25 protein-coding genes are annotated in these 25,643 nt (G+C 59.3%); 1 reads left to right on the top strand and 24 read right to left on the bottom strand.

Annotated features, from left to right (window positions below; genetic code table 11):
• Positions 1-127: 127 nt before the first annotated feature.
• The 16 genes from ftsY to GXN74_RS03855 all read right to left on the bottom strand — a co-directional run bounded on the left by ftsY (position 128) and on the right by GXN74_RS03855 (position 17,226).
• Entirely contained in the window at positions 128-1,057 is a 930-nt protein-coding gene (ftsY, locus tag GXN74_RS03780; protein WP_212505696.1) for a signal recognition particle-docking protein FtsY, read from the bottom strand.
• 1 nt (position 1,058) lies between these two features.
• Positions 1,059-4,670: a chromosome segregation protein SMC gene (gene smc, locus GXN74_RS03785; protein WP_162369596.1), complete on the bottom strand. Its 3,612-nt coding sequence runs from the start codon at positions 4,668-4,670 to the stop codon at positions 1,059-1,061.
• Complete coding sequence (gene rnc, locus GXN74_RS03790; protein ID WP_162369597.1) at positions 4,661-5,371, bottom strand: ribonuclease III; 711 nt, start codon at positions 5,369-5,371, stop codon at positions 4,661-4,663. Before rnc ends, smc begins: the two co-directional genes overlap by 10 nt.
• Positions 5,372-5,428: 57 nt before the next feature.
• Entirely contained in the window at positions 5,429-5,677 is a 249-nt protein-coding gene (locus tag GXN74_RS03795) for an acyl carrier protein (protein ID WP_162369598.1), read from the bottom strand.
• A 4-nt stretch (positions 5,678-5,681) separates the two neighbouring features.
• On the bottom strand, positions 5,682-6,695 hold the full coding sequence (plsX, locus tag GXN74_RS03800; protein WP_162369599.1) for a phosphate acyltransferase PlsX: 1,014 nt from the start codon (positions 6,693-6,695) through the stop codon (positions 5,682-5,684).
• A gap of 133 nt (positions 6,696-6,828) precedes the next feature.
• The gene (gene rpmF / locus GXN74_RS03805) at positions 6,829-7,005 is read right to left on the bottom strand and encodes a 50S ribosomal protein L32 (protein WP_162369600.1); all 177 of its coding nucleotides are present in this window, start codon (positions 7,003-7,005) and stop codon (positions 6,829-6,831) included.
• A 3-nt stretch (positions 7,006-7,008) separates the two neighbouring features.
• Positions 7,009-7,536, bottom strand: coding sequence for a YceD family protein (locus GXN74_RS03810; RefSeq protein WP_162369601.1), 528 nt, complete (start codon positions 7,534-7,536; stop codon positions 7,009-7,011).
• A 106-nt stretch (positions 7,537-7,642) separates the two neighbouring features.
• Complete coding sequence (locus GXN74_RS03815; RefSeq protein WP_162369602.1) at positions 7,643-8,842, bottom strand: acetate/propionate family kinase; 1,200 nt, start codon at positions 8,840-8,842, stop codon at positions 7,643-7,645.
• 11 nt (positions 8,843-8,853) lie between these two features.
• Positions 8,854-9,852 (bottom strand): phosphate acetyltransferase, encoded by a 999-nt coding sequence (pta, locus tag GXN74_RS03820; protein ID WP_162369603.1) that lies wholly within the window; start codon positions 9,850-9,852, stop codon positions 8,854-8,856.
• Between the two features lie 244 nt (positions 9,853-10,096).
• A complete protein-coding gene (locus tag GXN74_RS03825) occupies positions 10,097-11,341 on the bottom strand; it encodes a nucleotidyltransferase (protein WP_162369604.1) in 1,245 nt (414 codons plus the stop codon).
• Positions 11,342-11,390: 49 nt separating this feature from the next.
• Complete coding sequence (locus GXN74_RS03830; protein WP_162369605.1) at positions 11,391-11,894, bottom strand: ATP synthase subunit B family protein; 504 nt, start codon at positions 11,892-11,894, stop codon at positions 11,391-11,393.
• A complete protein-coding gene (gene coaD, locus GXN74_RS03835) occupies positions 11,891-12,391 on the bottom strand; it encodes a pantetheine-phosphate adenylyltransferase (protein WP_162369606.1) in 501 nt (166 codons plus the stop codon). Before coaD ends, GXN74_RS03830 begins: the two co-directional genes overlap by 4 nt.
• Positions 12,388-12,957: a 16S rRNA (guanine(966)-N(2))-methyltransferase RsmD gene (rsmD, locus tag GXN74_RS03840; RefSeq protein WP_162369607.1), complete on the bottom strand. Its 570-nt coding sequence runs from the start codon at positions 12,955-12,957 to the stop codon at positions 12,388-12,390. Before rsmD ends, coaD begins: the two co-directional genes overlap by 4 nt.
• Positions 12,958-13,055: 98 nt before the next feature.
• A complete protein-coding gene (recG, locus tag GXN74_RS03845) occupies positions 13,056-15,128 on the bottom strand; it encodes an ATP-dependent DNA helicase RecG (protein ID WP_162369608.1) in 2,073 nt (690 codons plus the stop codon).
• Positions 15,129-15,194: 66 nt separating this feature from the next.
• Positions 15,195-16,877: a DAK2 domain-containing protein gene (locus GXN74_RS03850; protein WP_246208580.1), complete on the bottom strand. Its 1,683-nt coding sequence runs from the start codon at positions 16,875-16,877 to the stop codon at positions 15,195-15,197.
• The gene (locus GXN74_RS03855; RefSeq protein WP_162369609.1) at positions 16,870-17,226 is read right to left on the bottom strand and encodes an Asp23/Gls24 family envelope stress response protein; all 357 of its coding nucleotides are present in this window, start codon (positions 17,224-17,226) and stop codon (positions 16,870-16,872) included. Before GXN74_RS03855 ends, GXN74_RS03850 begins: the two co-directional genes overlap by 8 nt.
• A 145-nt stretch (positions 17,227-17,371) precedes the next feature.
• Between GXN74_RS03855 and rpmB the strand changes: the two genes are divergently transcribed.
• Entirely contained in the window at positions 17,372-17,557 is a 186-nt protein-coding gene (gene rpmB / locus GXN74_RS03860; protein WP_162369610.1) for a 50S ribosomal protein L28, read from the top strand.
• An 80-nt stretch (positions 17,558-17,637) separates the two neighbouring features.
• On the opposite strand, the gene GXN74_RS03865 is transcribed toward rpmB, so the two are convergent.
• The 8 genes from GXN74_RS03865 to GXN74_RS03900 are packed head-to-tail and all read right to left on the bottom strand — an operon-like array spanning position 17,638 to position 25,641.
• On the bottom strand, positions 17,638-18,279 hold the full coding sequence (locus GXN74_RS03865) for a thiamine diphosphokinase (protein WP_162369611.1): 642 nt from the start codon (positions 18,277-18,279) through the stop codon (positions 17,638-17,640).
• Positions 18,276-18,938, bottom strand: coding sequence for a ribulose-phosphate 3-epimerase (gene rpe, locus GXN74_RS03870; RefSeq protein ID WP_162369612.1), 663 nt, complete (start codon positions 18,936-18,938; stop codon positions 18,276-18,278). Before rpe ends, GXN74_RS03865 begins: the two co-directional genes overlap by 4 nt.
• Positions 18,939-18,942: 4 nt before the next feature.
• Positions 18,943-19,857, bottom strand: a complete 915-nt coding sequence (gene rsgA / locus GXN74_RS03875) for a ribosome small subunit-dependent GTPase A (protein WP_343032787.1) — start codon at positions 19,855-19,857, stop codon at positions 18,943-18,945.
• Positions 19,854-21,773 carry a Stk1 family PASTA domain-containing Ser/Thr kinase gene (gene pknB / locus GXN74_RS03880; RefSeq protein WP_162369613.1) on the bottom strand — a complete coding sequence of 640 codons (1,920 nt, stop codon included), beginning with the start codon at positions 21,771-21,773 and terminating at the stop codon, positions 19,854-19,856. Before pknB ends, rsgA begins: the two co-directional genes overlap by 4 nt.
• A gap of 4 nt (positions 21,774-21,777) precedes the next feature.
• Positions 21,778-22,518, bottom strand: a complete 741-nt coding sequence (locus GXN74_RS03885; RefSeq protein ID WP_162369614.1) for a Stp1/IreP family PP2C-type Ser/Thr phosphatase — start codon at positions 22,516-22,518, stop codon at positions 21,778-21,780.
• Between the two features lie 16 nt (positions 22,519-22,534).
• Complete coding sequence (gene rlmN, locus GXN74_RS03890; RefSeq protein ID WP_162369615.1) at positions 22,535-23,578, bottom strand: dual-specificity RNA methyltransferase RlmN; 1,044 nt, start codon at positions 23,576-23,578, stop codon at positions 22,535-22,537.
• Positions 23,571-24,935 (bottom strand): 16S rRNA (cytosine(967)-C(5))-methyltransferase RsmB, encoded by a 1,365-nt coding sequence (rsmB, locus tag GXN74_RS03895; RefSeq protein WP_162369616.1) that lies wholly within the window; start codon positions 24,933-24,935, stop codon positions 23,571-23,573. The genes rlmN and rsmB overlap by 8 nt, the downstream gene beginning before the upstream one ends.
• Positions 24,928-25,641 carry a zinc metallopeptidase gene (locus tag GXN74_RS03900; protein ID WP_162369617.1) on the bottom strand — a complete coding sequence of 238 codons (714 nt, stop codon included), beginning with the start codon at positions 25,639-25,641 and terminating at the stop codon, positions 24,928-24,930. The genes rsmB and GXN74_RS03900 overlap by 8 nt, the downstream gene beginning before the upstream one ends.
• Positions 25,642-25,643: the final 2 nt, after the last annotated feature.

The following is a 25,643-nucleotide window of genomic DNA, read 5'->3' on the forward strand; positions in this document are numbered from 1 at the left end:
CGCTGTAAACAGGTCCGTGGAATAAATGCCGCTCCCTTGCATCACGCCCAAGACCAAAAAAGCACCAGCAATAGCTGGTGCCTATGTTATAAGTTTTTCGGGACATTTTCAAAAACGCTTGACAGGGCTATTTTTCAAACAGCGCCTCCACGAAGGAAACGGGGTCGAATTTCTGCAGGTCCTCCAACCCTTCCCCCACGCCGATGAATTTCACGGGGATTTCATGTTCCGCCTGGATGGCGATGGCGATGCCCCCCTTTGCCGTGCCGTCCAGCTTGGTCAGCACAATGCCGGTGATGTCTGCGATTTCCTTGAATTGCTTGGCTTGCTGCAGTGCGTTCTGCCCCGTCGTGCTGTCCAGCACCAGCAGGACCTCCTTATAGGCGTCCGGATATTCCCGCTCGATGATCCTGTTCACCTTGCGCAATTCCTCCATCAGGTTCTTCTTGTTGTGCAGCCGGCCGGCGGTGTCGCAGATCAGGATGTCCGCCTTCCGGGCCTTGGCCGCCTGGACGGCATCGTACACCACGGCTCCGGGATCCGCGTTTTCCCCCTGGGCGATGATTTCCACCGACGCCCTGTTCGCCCATTCCACCAGCTGGTCGATGGCCGCCGCACGGAAGGTGTCCGCCGCGGCAAGGACCACCTTTTTCCCTTGGGACTTGTACTGGTGTGCCAGTTTTCCTATGGTCGTGGTCTTTCCCACCCCGTTCACGCCGATGACCAGCAGGACGGAGCGCTCCCGCTCGAAGATGTAGGGGTCCTGGTCGGTGCGCATGATTTCCACCAGCTCCTCCTGCAGGAGACCCCGCACATCCTGCACATCCCGGAGCTTCCGCTCCTTGATCTTCACGCGCAGGTCCTCCATGATCCGTATGGTGGTTCCGACACCCAGGTCCGCAACGATCAGTGCCTCCTCCAATTCTTCCAGAAAATCCTCATCGATGGCCTTGAAGTTGTGGATGACCTGTTCCACTCCCCCCAGGATGTTGTTTCTTGTTTTCGACAGGCCTTCCACCAGCTTGCCGAAAAAGCCTTTTTTCTTTTCTTCCGTCATTTCAATCCCCTTCCTCTGTTCTGCGGGAGGGTTCTCCCGCATCTTCCATATCCTTCAGGAACTTCACGGACACCTGGGTAGAAATCCCCTTTTCCTGCATGGTGATGCCGTACAGGCTGTCCGCCGCCTCCATGGTGCCTTTTCTGTGTGTGATGATGATGAACTGCGTTTCCCGGGACAGCTTCTGCAGGTAGGCGGCGAAGCGGTCCACGTTGGAGTCGTCCAGCGCCGCTTCGATTTCGTCCAGCACGCAGAAGGGGGAAGGCTTCAGGCTTTGGATGGCGAAAAGCAGGGCGATGGCCGTCAGGGCCCTCTCCCCTCCCGAAAGCAGCAGCATGTTCTGGAGTTTTTTCCCCGGGGGCTGGGCGTGGATCAGAATGCCCGATTCCAGCACATCCTCCTCCCCCGCCAGCTCCAGCAGGGCTTTGCCGCCGCCGAACAGCTCCTGGAAGACCTCCTGGAACTGCCGGTTGATTTGCCGGAAGGTTTCCTTGAAGCGGTCCCGCATCTTCTGGTCCAGGTCCCGGATGATCCCCTGCAGGATTCCCACAGCCTCCACCAGGTCGTTGCGCTGGTTCTGGAGGAAGCCGAACCGTTCCTGGACGTCCTGGAACTCCTGGATGGCGTTCACGTTCACATCCCCCAGCTGTTTGATCCGGGACTTGAACCTGTCGGCCCGCCTCCTGGCCTCCTCCCTGGAAACCGGAGGCCTTCCCCCCCGCTGCTGCTTCACCTGGTGATGGACCAGGCCGTATTCCTCCCAGTAATGGCTGGCGACGTTTTCCTTTTGCATGCGCGTTCGTTCCAGGATGCCTTCCAGGCGCATGCCTTCCTTCGCCAGGTTCCCTTCCCGCTCCCGCAGGGTTTCCATCTCTTCCCGCATTCCCCTGGCTTCCAGTTCCAGCCGGGATTTCTCCTCCCCCTGTTCCAGGGTGGATTTCTGCAGCTCCCGGATGGAAACCTCCAGGCCCGCCTTTTCCTCTTCCAGCGATTTTTCGGACAGCATCCTGGACTCCCGTTGGCGGACGTTGTCCTCCAGCGCCCGGCTTTCGGCCTGGGCCCTGTCCCGGGACCGGGACAGCTCCCCTTCCAGACGTTCCAGTGTCTCTTCCAGATGCACCAGCTCCTGGCTGGCTGCGGAATTTTCCACACGCTGCAGGGTCATGGCTTCCTGGAGGTCCCCCATGTTCCTGCGGAGTTCCTCCAACTCCTGGGCAAGTTGCCGCACGGAGGATTCCGCCATCTCCTGGTCCTGGGTTCCGTCCTGTATTTGGGCCTCCAGGGCCGCGCGGGAAAGCTCGTGGGCTGCGAGCTGCTCCCGGATGGAGACCGCTTCCGCTTCCAGGTCCGCCAGTTGTTCCCTGTTCCTTTCCAGGGCGGACGAAAGCTGCTTCAGCAGCAGGGACTGGGTGTTGGTCGCAAGGTTCAGCTCCTGCTCCTCCCGCTTCAGGGACTCCAGGGCGGCCTTGTCTCCGGCTTCCTTCTCCAGCAGGTATTCTTGCTTTTCTTCCAATCCCCGGATTTCCGCCTGCAACCCCTGCATGGCCGCCGCAAGGTCCGCCAGCTCCCGCTTCCTTCCCAGGAATTGGCTCTGGTTGTTCTTGTAGGCCCCTCCCGTCATGGCACCTCCAGGATTGACGATTTCCCCGTCCAAGGTGATGATCCGCAAGGACTGGGGACAGCCGCGTCCGATCCGGACCGCGTTGTCCAAGGTGTCCACCACAAGGATCCGCCCCAGCAGGAAACGGACCACCGCCCCATAGGCCGGATCGTGGGAAACAAGGGCATCCCCGTATCCGATGAACCCCGGTTCCCTTTCCATTCCTGGGGGCCGGGGGGAATCCTTGGGACGGATGGTGGCCATGGGCAGGAAGGTCGCCCTTCCGTACTGCTGGTGCTTCAGGAATCCGATCCACGCCTTGGCCGTCTCCTCGTTGTCCGTGACGATGTTCTGGATGTTTCCTCCCAGGGCGGTTTCGATGGCCCTTTCGTGACCCGGCCGCACCTGGAGCAGGTCCGCCACAACCCCCCGGATTCCAGGCCCGTGCAACGGATCCCGGTCCTTCTGCTGCATGATCTTCTTGATGCTGAAATGGTAGCCGTCGTAGTGCTCCATCAGGTCGCCCAGGACCTTCGCCTTGGATTCCAGCCCCTGCAGTTCCCGGTTTTTTGCGTTCAGGAGTCCTCCCAGGACCTTGTTCCGGTTCTCCCATTCACTGATGGCCCTGAACAGCTTCAGCTTGCGGTTGGAGCAGTCTTTCTGCCGCTGTTCCACGGACTCCAGCAGGGCCTCCTGCCCCTTTTGCTCCTCCTCTTGGGAATGGAGGGTTTCCGCAAGGATCGTGTGTTTTTGAAGGACCAGGTCAAGATGGTCCCGGAGGTTCCCCTGTTGCATCCCGATCCGTCCGATGGCCCCTTGGACCTCCGTAAGGGCCTTCAGCCCCTCGATCAGGTCCCCCTTGATCCTTTCGGTCTCCCGTTCCTTCTCCTCCAGGGAAACGGCGGCGGCCCCGTAGGCCTGCGCCTTTTCATCCAGCAGCCCTTTTTTCTCCTGGAAATCCTTATGGGACCGGTCCCTTTTCTCCTTGGCGGCCTCCCAAGCCCCCTCCAGCTCTTCCGCTTGCCGGCGGTGTTCGGCCAGATTCCTTTCCAGATGGACCCCCTGCTGTTCCAGGGATTTGATCTGCTCCCGGACGAGCACGATGGCCCCATCCGCCTTTTCCAATCCGATGCGTGCGGCCGTCAGGGCCTCCCTGTCCCCTTCATGGGACAGGCGGACCGACGCCAGCTTTTCCTCCAGCACTTCCAGCCGCAGGGCCAGGGAAGCCTTGTCCCTGCCCACAGCATCCACGTCGGCCTGCAGGATATCCGCCTTCTCCTTGGCCTGGGACAAGGCTTCTTCCATGGCGTCCATCTCCTGAAGGAACAGCTCCGTCTCCTCTTCCTGGAGCTGCTGCCGCAGGGCCAAGAACTCCTTCGCCTTGGCGGCTTGGCCCTCCAGGGAAACCCTCTGCCCCTCCAGCGTCCGGAGGATGTCCTCCACCCGGAGCAGGTCCTGCCTTGCCGTCTCCAGCTTCTTTTCCGCCTCCAGCCTGCGTGTCTTGAACTTCACGATTCCGGCGGCCTCGTCGAAGAGTGCCCGGCGGTCGTCCGGTTTGGTGGAGAGGATCTTGTCGATCTGCCCCTGGCCGATGATGGAGTACCCCTCCTTGCCCACACCCGTATCCATGAAAAGTTCGTGCACATCCCGCAGGCGGCAGCTGCTCCCGTTGATGAAGTACTCGCCTTCCCCGGACCGGTATACACGCCTGGAGACGGTTACTTCCTTGAAATCGATGGCCATTTTCCCGTCCTGGTTGTCCAGTGTCAGGTCCACCTGGCAATAGCCCAAGGGCTTCCGGGTGTCCGTGCCGGCGAAGATCACATCCTCCATCTTGCTTCCCCTAAGTTGCTTGGCGCTCTGTTCCCCCAGCACCCACCGGACCGCATCCGCGACGTTGCTTTTGCCGCTGCCGTTGGGACCTACGATTCCCGTGATCCCCTTGTCGAATTTGAACGCCATCTTGTTGGCGAAGGATTTGAAACCGTATAGGTCGATGTTCTTCAGATACATGGGCCGTCCGCTCCGCTTTCCTGGAATTTTTCCAAGGCGTCGGCCGCCGCCTGCTGCTCCGCGCTTTTCTTGTTGCGCCCCAGGCCTGCGCCGATCACCTTGCCGCCGTGGAGCACCTCCACGGCAAAACTCTTCTCATGGTCCGGCCCCGTTTCCAGGACCACCCGGTATTCCAGGGGAACGTCGCTGCTGGCCTGCAGAAGCTCCTGCAACTGGGTCTTGCTGTCCACCAGCCTGCTCTGGCCCACCTTCTTATCCAGGAGGTGCCGGTGGACGAACCTCCGGGCCTCCTCCAATCCCCCGTCCAGATACACGGCACCGATCAGCGCCTCCATGGCGTCGGACAAGATGGAATTCCTTTCCCTGCCGCCGGATGCGTCCTCCCCCTTCCCCAGCAGAAGTGAACTTCCCAGGCCGATCTCGCGGGCGAAGGCGGCGAGGGTCGGCTCGCATACAATTCCCGCCCTGCGCTTTGTCAACTCCCCTTCAGAGAGTTCAGGATGGCTTGCGTACAGATGGTCGCTGGTCACCAGCTCCAGGACGGCGTCTCCCAGGAACTCCAGGCGTTCGTTGCTTTCCGTCTTCTTCAGCTTCTTCTCGTTGGCATAGGAGCTGTGGATCATCGCGGTGGCCATCAGCGTCCTGTCGTTGAACGCGTATCCTATTTTGTTTTCCAGCTGGGTGTTCCGTCTTTTCGTCAAAAAAACCTTCCTTTCCTATCTAAAAAAAAGGATAAGGTTTCCCTTATCCTGTGTCCGTCAGTCTTCCAGGTCCTCAACCTTTTCCTTCAGCAACGCATAGGCATCGCCCACCGTTTCGATGTTGAAATCCAAGTCCTCCCCAAGGTCCAGGTCGAACTCCGACTCGACGCTTAGGATGATCTGGGCCAAGTCCAGGGAATCGATGCCCAAGTCATCCACAAAATGCATCCGGTCCTCAATGTCCTCTGCCGGATAGGTGGTGAATTCAGCGATGATCGACAAAAACTTCCTCTTACCCTTGTCCATACTCCTACTCCTTTTCAACGATGTCCAGGTTTTCCTTGATTTGGGCGTTCACCTGTTCCTGGCTGAATTTCTTGCACTGGAGGATGGCGTTCTTGAACGCCTTGGCATCCGAACTTCCGTGGGCCTTCACCACAAGCCCTTCCAGGCCCAGCAGGGGGGCCCCGCCATATTCGGTGTAGTCGAACTTCGTCAGCATCTCCTTCATGGAGCCTTTCAGGAGAAGGGCTCCCATTTTGGACTTCATGTTGGAAAGGAAGGTTTCCTTCAGCATCCCGAACAGGGAGGTCGCAAACCCTTCCGTGTATTTGAGGATCACATTGCCCACGAAACCGTCGCATACCACCACATCCGCGGCACCTGCGGGAATCTCCCGGCCTTCGATGTTCCCGATGAAGTTGAGTCCGGTGTCGCCCGCCAACAATTTGTAGGCCTCCTTGCTCAGCTGGTTGCCCTTGCTTTCCTCTTCACCGATGTTGACCAGGCCCACGCTGGGGTTCTCCTTGTTCATGAAGGTCTTGTAATAGATCGATCCCATCTTGGCGAACTGGTACAGGTATTCCGGCTTGCTGTCCACATTGGCGCCGCAGTCCAGAAGAAGGGTGAACCCGACGCTGTTGGGTATGAAGGAACCCAACGCAGGCCTCTCGATCCCTTTGATCCGTCCAAGGATCAGTGTTCCTCCTGCAAGGATGGCTCCCGTGCTGCCGGCGGACACGAAGGCGTCCGTCCTTTTTTCCCGCACCAGGCGAATCCCCTTCACCAGGGAGGAGTCCTTCTTGGTGCGGATGGCGTTTACGGGCGGCTCGTCCACCTCGATGACTTCGGTCGTGTGGAGCACCACCACCTGCTCCTGGGGGTAGGTGTTCCTGTCCAGTGCGGCTTGGATCGATTCGGAATCTCCGCAAAGGACCACGCGGATGTCCGGATCCTCCAGGACCGCCTGCACACAGCCGTCCACTACAGCCTCCGGCGCGTTGTCTCCACCCATGGCATCCACGGATATGCTTACTTTCTTCATGATAGCCCCCCTGACTTCTTCCGTTTTTCCGCAATATATTCCTAATATACTCGATTTCCCTGGGGATTTCAATTGTTTTTTCCCCTGGAACAGGAAAAGGAACTGCTCTGCAACAGTTCCTTCCTTCTTTGGCTTACTTTACTTCTACTACCGCTTTGTTTTTATAAGTGCCACATGCCCTGCACGCTCTGTGTGGCATTGCAGGCTCGCCGCATTTGCTGCAAACGGTAAGATTGGGCGCTGTCAGCTTGTAATTGGCTTTGCGCTTGTCTCTTCTTGCCGCGGAATGTTTTCTCTTTGGTACTGCCATGGTCTACACCTCCTTAAACTTGCTATTCAATAAATCCTTCAGACCAGATAGCCTCGGATCGATGGCCTCTTGCCCGCATTGACAATCCGTCTCGTTCAGGTCTGCACCGCAATGGTTGCATATGCCCTTGCAATCTTCACCACAAAGCACCTTCATGGGAAAATTCATGAAGATTTCATGCAATGCAAAGTTCTCCAAGTTCAAATGGTGTCCCACGATATCTTCCTCGTAGTCATCCTCCACACCTTCCGCCGAAGCTTCCTCCAGATAAAGGGCTTTGGAAAAATCCGATTCCAACCGATAGGCTACCGGCTTCATGCATCTACCGCAAGGGATCTCCAGACTCGTCCGGACCTTCCCCTCGGCCAGCATCTTCTCCGGTCCGACCCGCTTCAATACGGCTTCGATTTCCACAGGCTCCAGGAATGGATAGGTGACCCCATCGACCACAACCGTACCCAGGTCGAGCTTCTCTTTCAGATGGGCTTTTCCTGTGTCCGATGCAAATATTTCTGTCAAATGGATCAACATTTCAATCTCCTTTGAACTGTCCTATGCCAAAAAATATTATACATAGGCCATCCCTGTTTGTCAACTGTTTTATGCCACATCCGGCAGGTTTTCTCGGGGAAGGGTCCTACAGGTTGTCCACCAGGTCCTTCGTGTCCCTTGCGATCATCAGTTCCTCGTTGGTGGGAATCACCAGGGATTTGCAGTGTGCCCACTCCGCGGAGAAGTCCTGTTCGATGCCTCTGCATTTGTTCTTGTCCTTGTCCACCTTGACACCCAGGAAGTTCAGGTATTTGCAGACGTCCTCACGGACCACGCCGCTGTTTTCCCCAAGGCCTGCGGTGAACACCACAGCGTCGATGCCGTTCATGGCCGCAGCGTAGGCGCCCACATACTTGGCCACCCTGTAGGCGAACAGGTCCATGGTCACCATGGCCCTTTCGTTTCCCGCATCGCAGGCGTCTTCCAGGTCGCGGAAGTCGCTGGAGATTTCGGAAACACCCAGGACACCGGACTGTTTGTTCAGCACCTCAATGACCTGCTTCAAGGTAAGGTGCTCCTTGTCCGCGATGAACTGCACGATGGCGGGATCCAGGTCCCCACTCCGGGTTCCCATGGCAAGACCTTCCAAGGGAGTGAGTCCCATGGTCGTGTCGATGGATTTCCCTCCGTCGATGGCGCAGACGGAAGCCCCGTTGCCCAGGTGGCAGATGACCAGCTTCAGGTCTTCCACTTTCTTGCCCAGGAACTCGGCGGTGCGCAGGCTCACATACTTGTGGGAGGTGCCATGGAATCCGTATTTGCGCAGCTTGTATTTTCTGTAGTATTCGTAGGGAACCGCATACAGGTACGCCTTTTCCGGCATGGTCTGGTGGAATGCGGTGTCGAAGACGGCAACCTGGGGAGTTCCCGGCATCAGCGCCTGGCAGGCTTCGATTCCCACGATGTTGGCCGGGTTGTGCAGGGGAGCCAGGTCGATGCAGTCGCGGATGGCATTCATGACGGTCGCGTCGATGATGGTGGAACTGGAGAAGTTCTCCCCCCCATGTACGACCCTGTGGCCCACGGCTGTGATTTCGTCTACGGACTTGATCACACCGGTTTCCGGGGAAACCAGGGCATCGATCACGAATTTGATGGCCGCCTTGTGGTCGGGCATGTATCCGTTGATGATGACCGCGTCCTTGTCGGCGGCGGTGTGCTTGATCCTGGAACCTTCGATTCCAATCCGTTCGCACAGTCCTTTTGCGATGACCCTTTCATCCCGCATGTCGATGAGCTGGTATTTCAAAGAAGAGCTTCCGCAATTGATTACCAATACATTCATTTTCATTCCCCCTATTTCATGTTCTGCGCTTGAACCGCAGTGATTACTGCTACCCCTACGATATCTTCCGCGGTGCATCCCCTGGACAGGTCGTTCACCGGCTTGGCGATCCCCTGGGTGATGGGACCGTAGGCTTCCGCCTTGGCAAGCCTCTGCACCAGCTTGTAGCCGATGTTGCCCGCATCCAGGTCCGGGAAGATCAGCACGTTCACGTTGCCGGCAACCGGACTCCCCGGCGCCTTGGATTGTCCGACGGAAGGAACGATGGCCGCATCCAGCTGGAACTCGCCGTCGATCTTGAACTCGGGGTACTGCTCCTGGGCCAGTTTTGTGGCCTCAACCACCTTGTCCACGTCCGGATGGGTGGCGCTTCCCTTCGTAGAATGGGAGAGCATGCCCACGATGGGCTCGTCCCCCACCAGCGCCTTGAAGGATTTGGCCGAGCTGCCTGCGATGGAGGCCAGCTCTTCCGCGGACGGATTCTGCACCAGACCCGCATCGGAAAAGATGAATGTTCCGTTGGAGCCGTAGGTGCAGTCGGGAACCACCATGACAAAGAAAGAGGACACCAGCTTCGTCCCGGGGGCGGTCTTGAGGATCTGGAGGGATGGGCGGAGCACGTTTGCTGTGGAGTTGACGGCACCGGCCACCATGCCGTCCGCATCCCCTTGTTTTACCATCATGACGCCGAAAAACAGCGGGTCTGTGGAAAGGATCTTTCTAGCGCTCTCCGGGGTCATTCCTTTCTTTTCCCTCAACTTCACAAGCTCTGCCACATACTGGTCCATTCCCTCGAATGTGGCCGGATCCACGATCTTCGCCTTGCCCAAGTCAAGCCCTTCGCCGGCTTTCAGGATCGCCTCCCGCTCGCCGACCAGTACCACATCCACCAGCTCCTCCGACAAGAGGGTGCAGGCGGCGTCCAGTGTCCGTCTTTCCAGGGACTCAGGCAATACGATGGTTTGCTTGTTCTGTTTTGCCCTTTCTTTGATTGCATCGATAAATTTCACGACAATAAGCTCCTTTCAAATACATTTTTTCTCAATCCTTGCTTTTGGTGCGCGCAGACTGCATGTCTCCATTATAAACAAACCGCCCCGTGTATACAATATAATTTATGGTATTTTAAAAAAACATTGCATATTCAATGGGACGGTTTGGTTATTTTCACCTATTATACCATAAGGCCCATCCCTTATCCAAGCCAGAATCTACTCAAAAAGTACAAAAAAACGGTTCAAATCCAGGTACTGGCTAAAGGACGACCAGGGATTGGGTAAAGTCGTTCCGTCCCCGGATCCCCAAGCGGGTGGCCAGCGCCAGATTGTACACCTCCGTGGACGCGGTCTCCTCAAGAAGCTGGGACCGTGCCGGGCCTTTCAAAGCCCCCATGGAATCGGCCACATTGGACACCAGGGGAAGGGAGGCGTTCCTCTTCATCCTGTGCAGAAGGCCTCCCGCCTCTTTCCGGAAGCCCAGGATCCGCAGATACCTGCACCCGCCTCCTTCCATCTGCTCCCGCAGCCGGTCTTCCTTCAGGTCCAGCAGGATGTGCAGCAGCGCCCTGGACAGGGCCGTGGCGGGATACCGCTTCGTCTGGAGGGCCCCCAGGAGCCCCTCCCAGCTGGTGGCTTCCCTGGCCTTCTCCTTGATCCTATGCTCCAGCCCTTCCCGGATGCCTTGGATGCCGGCCATGGTGCCCGGATCCATCTGCAGGATCCGGTATTGGAGGAAGGGGAAGAACATGTCCGGATGGACCCGGGCCCCTTTCCATGCGTCCATATGCGCCAGCATCAGCCGGTAGCTGGTGTCGGGGAGCATGGGCTCCAGGGAGTGGTCCATCCCGTGCTCCCTAAGGTGTTTCCGGATGGCCGTAGCGGACGGGAACGGAAGCCCCGGGTCCTCTGCATGGTACCCGGCTCCCTTTCGCCTGATGGTGACCGCCTCCAGGGGCAGGCGGTATTTCCGCAGGGCTTTCAGGTACTCGATTCCCAGGATGTTGTTCGGGCTATGCAGGAGGGGTTCCAGGGCTTCCCTTTGGGCCTGCAGCACCTCCCTGGCCGCCTCCGCCCTGGCCTTCGGGAAGGCCAGCCCTTCCTGGAGGTGCCGCCCCAGGGCTTCCCGGTAGGCGGGCGGCTCTTCCAGGAACAGGGCCGCCAGGTCATCCAGGGGGCCCAGCTCCCCGCCCTCGCTCCCGAAACACAGGCCGTCCACCACGCCGGTCGCCGCAAGTCCACGGACAGCTCCGGCAGCGAACCCCTCCGCGCTGGAGGTGGCTATGGCCACCGGCAATTCCAGCACAAGGTCTACCCCTGCCGCCAGGGCCATCTCCGTCCGGATCCACTTGTTGAACATGGCCGGTTCCCCCCGCTGCACATAGTTGCCGCTCATGATCGCCACCACATGCTCCGCGCCGGTGGTCTCCCGGACCATCCGGACCTGATGGGCATGGCCCTTGTGGAATGGATTGTATTCCGCTACGATCCCAATGGTCTTCATCGCTTCCCCCATACGTCGAAAAGGCGGCTGAGGGGCCGCCCTTTTCTCGTCACTTCTTGTTCTGCAGTTGTTGGCGGTTCTCTTCCAAGACACCGATCTGGTTCTTCGCATACTCCTCGAACTGCCGATAACGGCTGTTGCAGCTGTTCAGCGTTTCCGCGATGACGTCCTGGAAGTTCGCAAGGACCTCGTCCACATAACCGTAGGTGCCCTTTTGGATCTCATAGGCCGTCTGCTGCGCGTCCTCGATGATGGCGCGGGCCTGTTCCTCCGCCATTTTCTTGATTTCGTTCTCATCGATCAGTTGCCGCACCATGACCTCCGCCTCTTTGGTCATCTTTCTGGCCGCCTCCCTGGCATCTGCGAGGATCTTTTCCTCCTCGTCGAGAAGCTTGGCGGCCCTGCGGACCTCTTCCGGGAGCTTCACGCGGAAATCGGAGAGGAATTCGTAGACGATCTCCATGTTCACCATCGCCTTGCTGGAAAAGGGAATGCTTTTGCACTCTTCCAGATAAGCCTCCATGTCGTCCAAAAGTCCGTTGAGTGTGTTCATCCTTCGTTACCTCCTGCCTGTTCTTTGAACTTGTCCATCAAGATGTCCTGCACCTGCCTCGGCACCATGTTGCCTACATTCCCATGATATCTGGCCACCTCCTTGACGATGGTGGAGCTCAGATAGGAAAATTCGTTTCTGGAAACCAGGAAAATCGTCTCTGTGTTCGGACAGAGGCTGTAATTCGTCTGCGCAAGCTGCAGCTCGTACTCGAAATCGGAAATGGCGCGGAACCCCCGGATGATGATGTTCGCGTTCTTTTTGGACACGAAATCGACCAGCAACCCGGAAAAGGAGTCGACGCTCACATTCCCCAGGTCGGCCGTCAGCTCCCGGAGCAGCCCCACCCGCTCCTCCAAGTCAAGCAACGGATTCTTCTGGCTGTTGTTCAGCACCCCCACGATCAGATGGTCCACCAACTGGGCGGACCGCCGGATGATGTCCATGTGACCGTTGGTGGCCGGATCGAAACTGCCCGGATATACCCCTGTTCTCATCCCTTGTCCCTCTTTCCCTTCACCCACGTGAATTTATTTGTCTTGAACCTCTTCTCCCTCTCCACTTCCCAGGGAGGAAAGGCCTCCAGAAAGGAAAAGCCGGTGTCCTCGGCGCTTTCACAGACCAGCGTCCCCTCCGGTGCCAGCAGGCCGTTGCCCAAGATCCTTCCGATGGCCTGTTCTTCCAGTCCTTTCCCGTAGGGAGGGTCCAGGAACACCAGGTCCGCCTGGACCTGACGCCCTTTCAGAATGTCCAGGGCCCTGGCGAAATCATACGGGAGGATTTCTCCCTGGGCTTCCAGGCCGGTCCGGGAGAGGTTCTCCCGGATGCAGGCCTGGGCCTCCGGATCGTTTTCTATGAAATAGGCCTTCTTCGCCCCTCTGCTCAGGGCTTCGATCCCGATGGCCCCGCTTCCGCTGAAGACATCCAGGACGATGCTGTCCCGGAGGAGGGGAGCCAGGATGTTGAAGAGTGTTTCTTTGGTTCGGTCCGTGGTGGGACGCACCTTGTCTCCCTTTGGCGCCACCAGGGCCAGCCGTCTGGCTTTACCCGCGATTACCCGCATATCGTCAACCCTTGTAAACCTTTCTCGAATGGGATTCTACTCTTACATTGTAACGGATTCCGCCCATTTGTCAATGCTTCTCTTCCCCGTCCCAGACCCTAGAGGACGATTTGGCGCATGTTCCTTTCCATGTAGGCCAGCATTTCCCGCTTCAGTTCCTGGTGTGCGGGTGCCTCCAGAAGGGGGTCCCTCTCCAGAAGGGAACGGACCAGGCGGTTGGTCTCCCGCATCAGGGGGGCATCCGCCCACAGGTCCCCCGCACGGAATTCCAGGATTCCGTGCTGCCTGTTGCCGAACGCCTCTCCTGGCCCCCTCCTTTCCAGGTCGTACTCGGCGATCTTGAAGCCGTCGGCCGTACGGGCCAGCATGTTCAGCTTTTCCCGGACAAGGGGATTCCTCGTGTCGGAAAACAGGATGCAATAGGACTGGTGGGATCCCCGTCCCACCCGACCCCGGAGCTGGTGAAGCTGAGCCAGGCCGAAGCGTTCGGCGTTCTCCACCAGCATCAGGGTCGCGTTGGACACGTCCACACCCACTTCGATGACCGTGGTGGAAACCAGCACCTGGATTTCCCCCTTCTTGAACCGCTCCATCACGGCCTGCTTCTCCTTCGGACGCATCTTCCCGTGGAGGAGTCCCACCTGGATTCCCGGTGCCAACCTCTCCTGGAGCTCCCGGGCCCGGGTCGTGGCGTCCGTGACCTCCGGCGCCTCCCCTTCCTCCTCCCCGTCCCCTTCCACCAGGGGGCAGACCACATAGGCCTGCCGGCCTGTTTCCACTTCCTTCTCCAGGAACGCGAGGACCCGCTCCTCCATGGAGCCGTCCACCAGGAAGCTCTTGATTTCCTGTCTGCCGGGAGGCATCGTTTTGATGGCGGAGATGTCCATGTCCCCGTAGAGGATCCATGCAAGGGTCCGGGGGATGGGTGTGGCGCTCATGACCAGCATGTGGGGGCACTCCCCTTTGCCCCCCAGGACCTCCCGTTGCCGCACACCGAACCGATGCTGTTCGTCCGTCACCACCAGACCCAGGCTTGCGAATTCCACCCCATCCTGGACCAGGGCGTGGGTGCCCACCGCCGCCAGCCACTTCCCTTCTGACAGCCGGGTCCTCGCCTCCTTTTTTTCCTTGGCCGTCATGGACCCCGCAAGCAGGCCCACCTCCAGTCCGAACGGTCCGAACAGGGAGGAGAGGCTTGCATGGTGCTGCCTGGCCAGGACCTCCGTGGGAGCCATGACCACCGCCTGCCGTCCCGCCTCCATCATGGCAAGCATGGCGCAGGCGGCAACCACCGTCTTCCCCGACCCCACATCCCCCTGGACCAGCCGGTTCATGGCATGGGGGCCCTCCATATCCCCCAGGATCTCCTCCAGGACCGTCTTCTGGTCCGGAGTGAGGGGAAAGGGCAGCCCCTCCTGGAAGCGCGTCACCCAGTTTCTGGACTCCAGGGGATGCAGGTTCCTCACCTGCCGGGCCAGTCCCCGCTCGAACTGGGCACCCAGCTGGAAGAAGAAGAACTCCTCGAAGGCCAGCCTTTGCCGGGCGGCTTCCGCGGCTTCCAGGCTGTCCGGGCGGTGGATGGTCCGCAAGGCGTCGCTCCGGGACATCAGCCCCTCCTGGGCCAGCAGTTCCCGGGGGATCGTTTCCCGGGCCAATCCCTCCAGGCCTTCCAGAACCTGGGACAGGAGTCCCCGGAGGAAAGTCTGGGTGATCCCCTTCCCCAAAGGGTAGACCGGTGTCAGCCCGGGATACTCCAGTGGCTCCGAAGCGCCCAGGATCCGTGGGGCCAGAAACACCAGGCCTCCCCCCCCTTCCTCCAGCCTTCCCAGGATACGGATGGTCTGGCCCTTCCGCCACCGCTGTTTCAGGAAGGGCATGTGGAACCAGACTGCGGTGCAGCTGCCCGTGCCGTCCCCCAGACGGGCCCTTGTCCTGGGAACCCTGCCGTTTCCGTCCACCTCCATGTCCCCAAGAAGCCGCAATTCCAGAGCCAACGGTTCCTTGGGCCTCTTCCTGCGAACCTCTTCCAGGGAGAGGCCGCTTCCGATCCGCACATATTCCCTTGGCAGATGGGTAAGCAGGTCCTCCAGGGTCCGGATGCCAATGGCCTCCAGGGTCCGGGCCTTCTTGGGGCCCACTCCTTTCAGGACCTGTATGCTTGTTGCTTTCAACTCGGCCACCTCCTACGGCTTCAAAAGGCCGGCAGCCCTTCCAGTGGCTGCCGGCCTTCCTTGATTCTACTCTACGGAAAAAAGATAATAGTACAGCGGTTGGCCGCCATACTGCACATCCACCTCGCAAGCGGGACGCCTGCTTTCAAGGTAGGCGGCGATGTCCTTGGCCGCCTCCTCCTCCACGTCCTTCCCGTAGTAGATGGTGACCAGCTCGCTGTCATCGTCCACCAGCTTGTCCAGCAGGGTGCGGGCGGTTTCCTCCAGGTCCTTGGATACGGCCAGGATCTTGTCCTCACCGATTCCCAAATAGTCTCCCGCCTGGATTGCATGGTCGTCCACCATGGTGTCCCGTACGGCGAAGGTCAGCTGGCCGGTCTTCACAGCCTCCAGGGATCCGGCCATGTTCGCCGCATTCTCCCGGGCGTCCGCGGAAGGCTCGAAGGCAAGCATGGCGGTGATCCCCTGGGGGATGGAGCGGGTGCCCACCACCCGCACCTCCCTGTCCGTCACCAGTTCCCCGGCCTGCTCGGCGGCCAGTATGATGTTCTTGTTGTTGGGGAGCACGAAAACCGTATCGGCATGGACCTTTTCTATGGCGTGGACCAGGTCCTGGGTGCTGGGGTTCATGGTCTGCCCGCCTTCCACCAAGGTGTCGGCGCCCAGTCCCGTAAAGATGGCCGACAGGCCCTCTCCGATGGACACCACGACGAAGCCCTGTGCCTTCCTGGGCGTTCCCTGCAGGGAATCCTGTGGTCCGTGCAGGATGTTGGAATGCTGCACCCGCATGTTCTCCACCTTGATGTTGGTCAGCGCCCCCAGGGACAAGGCCTTCTGCATGACCTCCCCGGGGTCGTTGGTGTGCACATGGATCTTGATGATCTCCTCGTCCGCCACCGACACGATGGAGTCACCGACGGTCTCCAGATAACGCCGCAGGTCGTCAGCCTTCCCCTGTACGCCTTCCGGTTCGGACAGGTTCACGATGAACTCCGTGCAGTAACCGAAGAGGATTTCCTCGGATGACCCAGCCGCCTTGGCCTGGGGGGACATCCGGTGTCCTTCCGGACCCTCCTCCCGGGCTTCCCCGGTGCCGAAATCCAAAACCTTTCCCTCCCGCAGGGAGAGGAGCGCACCCTCCAGAATGAAAAGCAGCCCTTGTGCCCCCGCGTCCACCACGCCCGCCTGCTTCAAGACCGGCAGCATCTCGGGGGTCCTTGCCAGGACCGCCTCCCCATAGGCCAGGATTTCCTCCAGTGCGGTGACCATATCGTCCGTCTTCACCGCCATCTCCGCGGCTCTGTCCGCCAGAGCCTGCGCCACCGTGAGGATGGTCCCTTCCTTGGGGCGCATGACCGCCTTGTAGGCGGTCTCTGCCCCATGGTTCAGGGCATCCGCCAGAAGCACCACGTCCACTTCCCTTTTGCCGGAAATCTCCTTTGTGAAGCCCCGGAAGATTTGGGACAGGATCACGCCTGAATTCCCCCTGGCGCCCCGGAGGGATCCGGAAGAGATGGCTTTTGCGACCGGATCCATCCCGGCCTCCGGCCCCAGGCCTTCCAGCTCCCGTACGGCGGAAAGGATCGTCAGCGTCATGTTCGTACCCGTATCCCCGTCGGGAACGGGGAACACGTTCATGTCATCCACCAGCTGCTTTTTGGACTCCAGGAATTTTGCTCCGGATATGAACATGTCCTTCAGGATTGCGTCGTCGACCCGTCTCCTGCCTTGCTCCATCGCCCTACTCATCTACCCGCACACCTTCCACGAACACATCGACGGCGGCCACCTTCAACCCCGAAAAGGTCTCCAACTCATATCGAACGGTGCTGATCAGGTTGTCCGTCACCGCCCGGATGTTCACGCCGTATTCGACGATCACATGCAGGTCGATGGAAATCGCGTTTTCCTCCACACGGACCAGGATGCCCTTGGTCAGGCTCTCCCTCTTCAGAAGCTTGGCGATGCCGCCGGTCACGTTCACCATCGCCATGCCTACAATGCCGTAGCACTCCACGGCTTTGAGGCCCGCCACCTTCGCAAGCACCTCGTTCTCTATGGTGATTTCGCCCAATTCGTTTCCCATGATTCCAGTCATACGTCTTCCTCCTCTGCCTTTGCACATGTCCGAATGGAAAAAAGGATTATTTTGAAATAATTATAAACTAACTCTTGCAAAGTGTCCACTTTTTTGTTAAACTTGTTTTGTTGTGTAGATATGTGGATAATAAGGAGGTGTAGCAATGGCTAAATGTGTCGTATGTGAAAAAGGTGTGCACTTTGGAATTCAAGTCAGCCATTCCCATAGAAGATCCAATAAGCAATGGAAGCCCAACATCAGAAATGTGAAGGCGTTGGTCGGCGGGAATGTACAATCCATCCCCGTTTGTTCCAAATGCCTGCGTTCTGGCAAAGTGGAAAGAGCTTAATCTTCTTGGAACACCGAAACATGGGAAAAGCCTCCAGCAAATCCGGCGGAACAGCCGTTGGATTTGCTGGAGGCTTTTTTTTAATCCTTGCTGCGGAACACCAGCACCTTCCCTTCCCCCAGGCGCAGGGTCGCCTTTGTCCCCAGGACTTCGTTGCTGATTCCCAGGGAGTCCGACCTCTCCAGAAGCCGTTCGCCCAAAGGATACCGGACACCGCTGACTTCCAGCACCCTTGCCGTGTCGCTGACCGGCAGGATCGACAGATAGGGGAATTCGGATGCCTCGAATTGGAAGGTGCCGGGACCCTCCAACGGGTGCACCTCGTTCCAGGGATCCCTGAACACACAGGTGAAATCCTTCCGGTACCGAAACCCCAGGAAAAGGTTGGCGAACATATGGTCCAGCCGGTTCCCCGTTGCCCCCAGTACCAGCACCTCCGTGGCTCCCATGTCCCTGCAATGCTCCAGGGCCAGATGGGTGTCCGTGAGGTCCTTCTCCGGAGGGAACCGGAGGAATTCCAGACCCTTTTCTTCCAGCGCGCGGACGGCGGACGGCTCCGCCGAGTCCAGGTCCCCCAGCACCAGGTCCGGCCACAAGCCCAGTTCCGCCAGGAACTGGGCTCCCCGGTCCACACCCAGAATCCTGTCCCACCGGTTTTTCAGGTCCAGGGACAGCAGCAGGTCCCTGTCCAACGCCCCGCCGGTGACCACGCAGACCCTCATCGGCCGGCTTTTACGCCGCGTTCCTTGAACTGGCGGATGGCTTCGGACACATCTGGGGCGTTGAAGATCGCCGAGCCGGCAACCACCACGTCCACCCCGGCGGCAACCACTTCCTCCACATTCCCCAGGGTGATGCCTCCATCCACCTGGATCAGGAAGTCCAGACCCCTTTCCTTCCTCATCTCCGCCAGCATCCGGATCCGCTCCAGGCTGTAGGGGATGAACTTCTGGCCGCCGAAGCCCGGATTCACGGTCATCAGAAGGACCATGTCCACATCCCCCAGGACAGGTTCCACCATGCTCAGGGGCGTGCCGGGATTCAGGGAAACGGCGGGCCTTACGCCCAGGGCCCGGATCTGCTGGAGCGTGCCGTGCAGGTGCTTGGCCGCCTCCACATGAACGGTCAGGATATCCGCTCCCGCATCGGCGAACGCCTCCAGAAACCGGCTGGGTTCCTCAATCATCAGGTGCACGTCGAAAACCTTTTCCGTTTCGTTCCGGATGGCCTTGACGACCACGGGACCCAGGGTGATGTTGGGAACATACATCCCGTCCATCACGTCGATGTGGATGTAGTCGCAGCCTCCCTTGTCGATGGCCCGTATCTCTTCCCCCAATTTTGCGAAATCTGCTGATAAGATCGATGGTGCAATGAGCATGGTTTCATCTCCTGTTCTTGTCGGTTTTTCTTGGGTACTGGTTCTTCTGCAGTTCCTGCATTTCCTCATAGATGGCCTTGTAGTTCTCGTACCGGGACGGATGGATCTTCCCGTCCCTTACGGCCTCCTTCACGCCACAAACCGGTTCCTTCAGGTGCATGCAGCCTTTGAAGCGGCAGGCGTCCAGGAAAGGATGGAAATCGATGAACTGGTCCTTCAGGTCCTGGCTGGAGAAATCGTCCAGCTGGAGGGAACTGAACCCCGGCGTGTCCACCAGGTAGCTGTCCTTGTCCAGCGCGATCAGCTCCACATGCCTGGTCGTATGGCGTCCCCGGCCGATCTTCCGGCTGACGCTTCCCGTTTCAAAGCTTACGGCTTCCTGCAGCAGGTTGAGCAGGGAGCTTTTCCCCACGCCCGAAGGTCCGGCAAAAACGGTGGTCTTGTGGTGGAGCACCTTCTTCAGAGGCTCCAGCCCCCGGTCTTCCAAGGCGCTGGTCACAAGGACATGGTAGCCCACCCTGCGGTACATCTCCTCCAGCGCTTCGCCTTCGCTCCCCTGCTCCGTGTCCGCCTTGTTGAAGCAGAGCACCACATCGATCCCCGCGTTCTCCACCATGGCCAGGAAACGGTCCAGCAGCTGCAGGTTGGGTTCCGGCTGGTGCAGGGCGAACACCAGCAGCGCCTGGTCGATGTTGGCCACGCTGGGGCGCAGGAGCTCGCTCCTCCTCTCCAAGATCTTTTCGATGTTCCCCTTTTTCCTTGCCGGATCCACCACCTGGATCTCCACATCGTCCCCGATCATGGGGGTGAGCGCCTCCTTCCGGAAGATTCCACGGGCCTTGCACTCGAACACCCCGTGTTCCGGCACATGCACATAGTAGAATCCTGCGATTCCCTTGACGATTTTGCCGCGCATCATCGGCCCTCCGTGGAGAAATCGATTTCGACCTGGTATTGGGCCACGTCGTCCAGGTAGACTTCCACCGAGCCTTTTCCTGTGCCTCTTGCCTCGATGCGCAGGGGGAATTCCTCCGCCAGGACCACCCGGTTCAGGAGGATGGTCTCCTGGCCGTCGGCTTCCAGGACCACCTTTACGGTCCCCTGGGTCTGCTCCCCATCAAAAATGTCGTTGATGGTGATGGGGATGCTCAGCACCTTCACTTCCTTCCCCCTGCTTATGGTCAGGTCGATTTCGAAGCCTTCCTCCACTTCCCTCCCGGCGGAGGTGCTCATGCCGATCACCCTGCCCTCCTCCACCGTGTCATGGAAGGCATGGGATACGTTCCCAACCTTCAGGCCGCTGCCGTTTAGTGCGGAGACCGCATCGGCCTCCTTCATTCCCTGCACGTCCGGCACCTTTATCTTCTTCACTTCCCTGCCCTGGCTCACCTTCAGGACCACTTCCGTCTGGAAGGGTATGGACCTGCCGGGTCCGGGATATTGCTCGATGACGATTCCCACCGGCACCGTGTCATGATGGATGTTCTGCAGGGAGGTCCGAAGCCCCAGGTCTTCCAGCTGTTGCCGGGCATCCTGGTAGTTGACCCTCTGCACGTCCGGCACCTGGATCATCTGCTGGCCCTTGCTCAACACCAGCTGCACCTGGACCGGCTCTTCCAGGACGGTCAGCCCCTTGGGCAGCTGTGAAATGACGCTGTTGCTGGGGACCGTTCCGGAATATTCCGTGGAAGTGACCAGATAAGGAAGCCCTTGGGCCTGCAGCAGGCTCTTGGCCTCTTCCAGTTCCAACCCTTCCACCGCGGGTACGGTGATTTCCTTGGCGATCAGGTCCTGGTTCACGTAGCGCAGGACGAAGAACATGATGACCGAAACGATCAGCAGGGCGGCAACCGCACCCGCCGCCATGATGGCGGTCTCCGCTTTTTTGTTCCTGCCTTCCGCATGTTCCATGACCTCGTTCTCATCCCAGATGTGGCGCATCTGCCCTGTGGACAGCATCACCGTCTCATAGGTTTCCCCATCCGCCTTGCTGCGGATGAAGGTGTCGGGAAAATCCTTTGCCCGTTTCAGGTCCTCCAGCAGCGCGATGGCGGTGGGGTACCTGTTCATGGGCTTCTTCTCCATGGATTTTTGGATGATGGATTCCAAAGCGCAGCTGATTTCGGGGTTCAACTCCCTGGGGGACGGGGGCGTCTCGTTCAGATGCTTTATGGCCACCGTCACCGCCGTGTCGGCATCGAAGGGAGGATGGCCGACGGCCATCTCGTACAGCAGGACACCCAGGGAATAGATGTCGCTCTTCTCGTCGCAGTACCCCCCCCGGACCTGTTCGGGCGCCATGTAATGGACGCTGCCGCTGGTCACCTCGCTGACCGCGATGGTTGCGTCGCTGGAGACCCGGGCGATTCCGAAATCCGCCACTTTGGCCTTTCCGTCGTTGGTGATGATGATGTTCTGGGGTTTGATGTCCCTGTGGATGATGTGGTTGGCATGGGCGTGGCTGAGGGCCGAGGCGATGGCCGCCCCGACCCGGAGGATTTCCCCTTCCTCCAGGACCCCCTTCTCCAGGATCTTCTCCTTCAACGTCTTCCCTTCCAGATATTCCATGACGATGAAGTGGAGGCTGCCTTCGTTTCCCACATCGTAGATGTTGACTATGTTTCCGTGGGATAGGCTCGCGGCGGACTGGGCTTCCACCTTGAAGCGCTTCACGAACTCCAGGTCCTGGGCATATTCCTCGCGCAGAACCTTGACGGCCACAAAACGCTGCAGCTTGGTGCATTTTGCCTTATAGACCACCGACATTCCGCCGGATCCTATCTTTTCCATGATTTCATATCGGTTGTTGAGCATTGTGCCCGGTTGTAGCAGCATACGATCACCTCTTTTCCTGATCTGATGTGGCCATGGCAACGATGGTGACATTGTCGCATCCGCCGTTTTCCAATGCTTCCTCCAACAGGTCGCGCACCCTCTGTTCCAGGCTACCGCCGTTCCCTAGGATTTCCTGGATTCTGCCGTCGCCCACCATGTTGGTGAGTCCGTCCGTGCAGAGGAGCACCACGCTGCCCGCTGCCAGCGTCTGCACATAAAGGTCGCAGAGGACGAACGCACCCGTTCCGATGGCCCGGGTGATCTTGTTCCTGTCCGGATGGACCAGACTTTCTTCCCGGGTGATTTCGCCCGCCTGGACCATCTCCTCCACAAGGGAATGGTCCAGGGAAATCTGCCGCAGGGTTCCGTCATAGATGTAGATCCTGCTGTCCCCAACATTCACGGCGTACAGCCGGTTGCCCTCCGTCACGACGCAAGCGGCCAGGGTCGTTCCCATGCCGAACAGATAGCCCCGCTCCTTGGCCAGCCGGAACACCTGCCTGTTGGCCGCCTGGACACCTCCCCGGAGGATGTCGTCGACCCCTTCCTCCTGGCTCTGACCGCAATTTTCCACGAGGACTTCCACCGCCATCCTGGAGGCCACTTCCCCTGCCGAATGTCCGCCCATTCCGTCGGCGATGACCGCCAGATTGGGGAGCCTGCCAACCGGTTTGTCCGAATGGTAGAAATGGTCCTCGTTCATCAGACGGGTCTTTCCTTGGTCGGTTATGCCGTAAATCTCCATAGTGCCTCCATTGGTGTCAGGGCTTGTGTTTGCGCCGCAGTTGTCCGCATGCCGCATCGATGTCCTCTCCCAGGGACCTTCTGACGGTCGCCGTCATTCCAGACTGGTCCAGGACCTTCTTGAATCTTGCCGCCGCTTCGGGCTTCGATTTCCGGTAGGCCCGTTCCTCCACCGCATTCACCGGAATCAGGTTGATATGGCAATGGATGCCTTTCAGAATCCGAACAAGGGCCCGGGCATGGGCTTCCGTATCGTTGACGCCGTCCAGGAGGCTGTATTCGAAGGTGATTCTCCTGTTGGTCTTCTTCACATAATAACGGCATGCATCCAGCAGATTCTTGAGGGGGTACCGCATGTTCACCGGCATGAGCCGGGTGCGCAGTTCGTCCGAAGGGGCATGGAGGGAGACCGCCAGGTTCACCTGCATCTGGAGGTCGGCGAACTCCCGGATCTTGTCCGAGAGGCCGCAGGTGGATACGGTCACATGCCTCTGCCCCAGGTTCCTTCCCTCCGGATGGTTGAGGAGGACCAGGAAGCGGATCAGTTCCTGGAAGTTGTCGAAAGGTTCCCCCGTTCCCATAACCACCACCGAGGAAACCGGTTCTTTGGTCATCCTTTCCACCTGGTATACCTGCTCCAGCATTTCCGCCGCATCCAGGTTCCGCGCCAGGCCTCCGATGGTGGAGGCGCAGAAGGCGCATCCCATCCTGCATCCGGCTTGGGAGGAGATGCACAAGGAGTTCCCGTGCTTGTAGCGCATCCAGACGGTTTCCAGGACTTGGCCGTCTTTGCACCGGAACAGGTGCTTTACCGTTTCCCCGTCCCCGGAGGGATGGGATTCCACCAGCTCCAGGCCCAGGAAGGGATGCCTTTCCTCCAGCGAATTCCTTAGCTCCTTGGGGATGTTCCCCAGGGCGCCGTATCCCGCCGCTTTTTTCTTGTGGAACCATTGGTAGATCTGGAGCGCCCTGAACCTGGGGCTTCCCATGGCCTTCAGCTGGTCCTCCAGCTCCTCCAATGTCATGCTGTTGATCGCTCTTCCGTCCTTGATTTCACCCATTCCGTTGTCCCTTCTCCTTCTCCAGGAGGGCGATGAAGAATCCGTCCGCCCCTCCTTCTTTCGGCATCAATTTCACAAAGCCCTCTTCCAAAAAAGGGTCCAACGCCCCGAAGGGCAAGTGGATCGGACGTTGCTTGAATTCCTTGTGTTCCTCCAGGAACCGCATGACCTGGTCTTCGTTTTCCTCCCGGTTCACCGTGCAGGTGCTGTAGACCAGGAAGCCTCCCGGCTTCACCGCCGCACCGGAGGCCTCCAGGATCTCCTTCTGCAGTCTCCCCAGGCTTTCCAGGGAATCGGGGGTCAGCCGGTACTTGATGTCCGGTTTCCTCCGCAGGATCCCCAGCCCGGAGCAAGGCGCGTCCGCCAGCACCACATCCGCCGACTCCCGGTCTTCCCCGTAGGCCCTGGAGGCGTCTTTCTCCTCCATCCGGATGTTTGGATGACCCAGACGTTCCACGTTCTCACCGATCCGCTCCAGCTTCCATGGGGATATGTCCCTGGCGACCACCCGGCCTCCACTGGGTCCCAGCAGTCCGGCCACATGGGTGCTCTTCCCTCCCGGGGCGGCGCAGACGTCCAGCACCAGGGGGCTTCCACCAAGCTCCAGGGAGCGGACGACCTCCCCCACCAGCTGGGAGCTCTGGTCCTGGACCTGGAACAGGCCCTTCCGGAAGCTTTCCAGCTTGGCCAGGGCCTCCACCTTGTCCAGGAAGAGGGCGTAAGGAAGCAGCCCCCCCGGCCGGTGGGCAACCCCTTCCCTGTCCAAAGCGGCCTCCAGTTCCTTAAGGCCCACCTTGGGCAGATTGGGTCGCACGCACAGGGGGGCGCTGCCCAGGGATTGGAGGCAGAATTCCTTCAGAGGTTCAAACCCCATCTGCCCCTGGAGCTTCTCCAGCAGCCACAAGGGCATGGAAAAGGCCAGGGACAGCTCCTCCAGACTCTCCGTGCCCGGATGGACAAGGGAGTCCTTCTCCCTTGCCACGGTGCGCAGGACCGCGTTCACGTAACCCGCCAGCGCGCCCATCTTCCTTTTTTTGATGATCTTCACCGCCTCGTCGCAGACGGCCGCGTCCCGGATCCCGTCCATGAACAGGATCTGGTAGACGCCCGTGCGCAGGACCCAGCGGACGACCTTCTTCATTTTGGCAGAGGGCACTTTGGAATAACGGTCCAGCACATGGTCCAGATAGAGCATCCGCTCCACGGTTCCGTACACCAGACGGCTGACGAATTTCCGGTCCTCCCTGTCCAGGTCATGGACATGGAGATGGTCGTCCATGGCCCGGTTCACATAGAGGTCTTCCTTTTCCATCCGCTCCAGGATCCTGACCGCCGCCATGCGGCCGTTCTCAGTCATTCCGTCTTCCTCCGGAGAACAGCATCAGGAGCCGGAGCAGGTTCAGGAGCGCCACGGCCGCTGCCGCTATGTAGGTCAGGGCCGCCGCGTTCAGCACCTTGCGGGCGGGCTTGATTTCCTCCTCGTTCAGGAACCGGCTGGTTTCCAGGATGTGGATGGCCCGGTTGGAGGCGTTCAGCTCCACCGGCAGGGTCACCACCTGGAAGGCCACCACGGCCGTGAACAGGAGAATCCCCAACTGGACCATGGACTGTCCGAAGCTTCCGGGATAGGACCCCCCCAGCACCAGGCCCAGCATGACCAATGGCATGGCCATCTTGCTGCTGAAATTCACCACGGGGAACATGGCGTTGCGCAGGGAAAGGAACGCATAGCTTTGGTTGTGCTGGATGGCATGCCCGCACTCATGGGCGGCAACCCCTACGGCGGCGATGCTGCTGCTGCCGTAGACGCTGTCCGAAAGCCGGAGCACCCGGTTTCTGGGATCGTAATGGTCGGAAAGCTTTCCCCGGACATGTTCCACCCGCACGTCGTAGATGCCGGCATCCCGAAGGATCCTCTCGGCGACTTCCCTGCCGGTGTATCCCATCCGGTTCCCCTGCCGGCTGTATTTGGAAAAAGTCGATGAAACCTTAGCCTGCGCGTACAGGCTCAACAGGATTGCGGGAATCAGCAGCACCATGCTGCCGTACCAACTGTTCAACATAT

This window comes from Anaerotalea alkaliphila (genome assembly GCF_010179735.1).
Classification (GTDB): domain Bacteria; phylum Bacillota; class Clostridia; order Lachnospirales; family Vallitaleaceae; genus Anaerotalea; species Anaerotalea alkaliphila.

Coding starts and splice junctions, on each gene's coding strand:
- rsmB (WP_162369616.1), bottom strand. CDS start 24,935: ATGACTGAGAACGGCCGCATGGCGGCGGTCAGGATCCTGGAGCGGATG.
- GXN74_RS03850 (WP_246208580.1), bottom strand. CDS start 16,877: ATGAGTAGGGCGATGGAGCAAGGCAGGAGACGGGTCGACGACGCAATC.
- plsX (WP_162369599.1), bottom strand. CDS start 6,695: ATGAAGAAAGTAAGCATATCCGTGGATGCCATGGGTGGAGACAACGCG.
- rsgA (WP_343032787.1), bottom strand. CDS start 19,857: ATGATGCGCGGCAAAATCGTCAAGGGAATCGCAGGATTCTACTATGTG.
- GXN74_RS03900 (WP_162369617.1), bottom strand. CDS start 25,641: ATGTTGAACAGTTGGTACGGCAGCATGGTGCTGCTGATTCCCGCAATC.
- rpmB (WP_162369610.1), top strand. CDS start 17,372: ATGGCTAAATGTGTCGTATGTGAAAAAGGTGTGCACTTTGGAATTCAA.
- rlmN (WP_162369615.1), bottom strand. CDS start 23,578: ATGGGTGAAATCAAGGACGGAAGAGCGATCAACAGCATGACATTGGAG.
- GXN74_RS03825 (WP_162369604.1), bottom strand. CDS start 11,341: ATGAAGACCATTGGGATCGTAGCGGAATACAATCCATTCCACAAGGGC.
- GXN74_RS03855 (WP_162369609.1), bottom strand. CDS start 17,226: ATGACTGGAATCATGGGAAACGAATTGGGCGAAATCACCATAGAGAAC.
- rsmD (WP_162369607.1), bottom strand. CDS start 12,957: ATGCGGGTAATCGCGGGTAAAGCCAGACGGCTGGCCCTGGTGGCGCCA.
- rpmF (WP_162369600.1), bottom strand. CDS start 7,005: ATGGCAGTACCAAAGAGAAAACATTCCGCGGCAAGAAGAGACAAGCGC.
- GXN74_RS03885 (WP_162369614.1), bottom strand. CDS start 22,518: ATGGAGATTTACGGCATAACCGACCAAGGAAAGACCCGTCTGATGAAC.
- rpe (WP_162369612.1), bottom strand. CDS start 18,938: ATGCTCATTGCACCATCGATCTTATCAGCAGATTTCGCAAAATTGGGG.
- ftsY (WP_212505696.1), bottom strand. CDS start 1,057: ATGACGGAAGAAAAGAAAAAAGGCTTTTTCGGCAAGCTGGTGGAAGGC.
- coaD (WP_162369606.1), bottom strand. CDS start 12,391: ATGAGAACAGGGGTATATCCGGGCAGTTTCGATCCGGCCACCAACGGT.
- GXN74_RS03830 (WP_162369605.1), bottom strand. CDS start 11,894: ATGAACACACTCAACGGACTTTTGGACGACATGGAGGCTTATCTGGAA.
- GXN74_RS03795 (WP_162369598.1), bottom strand. CDS start 5,677: ATGGACAAGGGTAAGAGGAAGTTTTTGTCGATCATCGCTGAATTCACC.
- pknB (WP_162369613.1), bottom strand. CDS start 21,773: ATGCTGCTACAACCGGGCACAATGCTCAACAACCGATATGAAATCATG.
- GXN74_RS03810 (WP_162369601.1), bottom strand. CDS start 7,536: ATGTTGATCCATTTGACAGAAATATTTGCATCGGACACAGGAAAAGCC.
- GXN74_RS03865 (WP_162369611.1), bottom strand. CDS start 18,279: ATGAGGGTCTGCGTGGTCACCGGCGGGGCGTTGGACAGGGACCTGCTG.
- smc (WP_162369596.1), bottom strand. CDS start 4,670: ATGTATCTGAAGAACATCGACCTATACGGTTTCAAATCCTTCGCCAAC.
- GXN74_RS03815 (WP_162369602.1), bottom strand. CDS start 8,842: ATGAATGTATTGGTAATCAATTGCGGAAGCTCTTCTTTGAAATACCAG.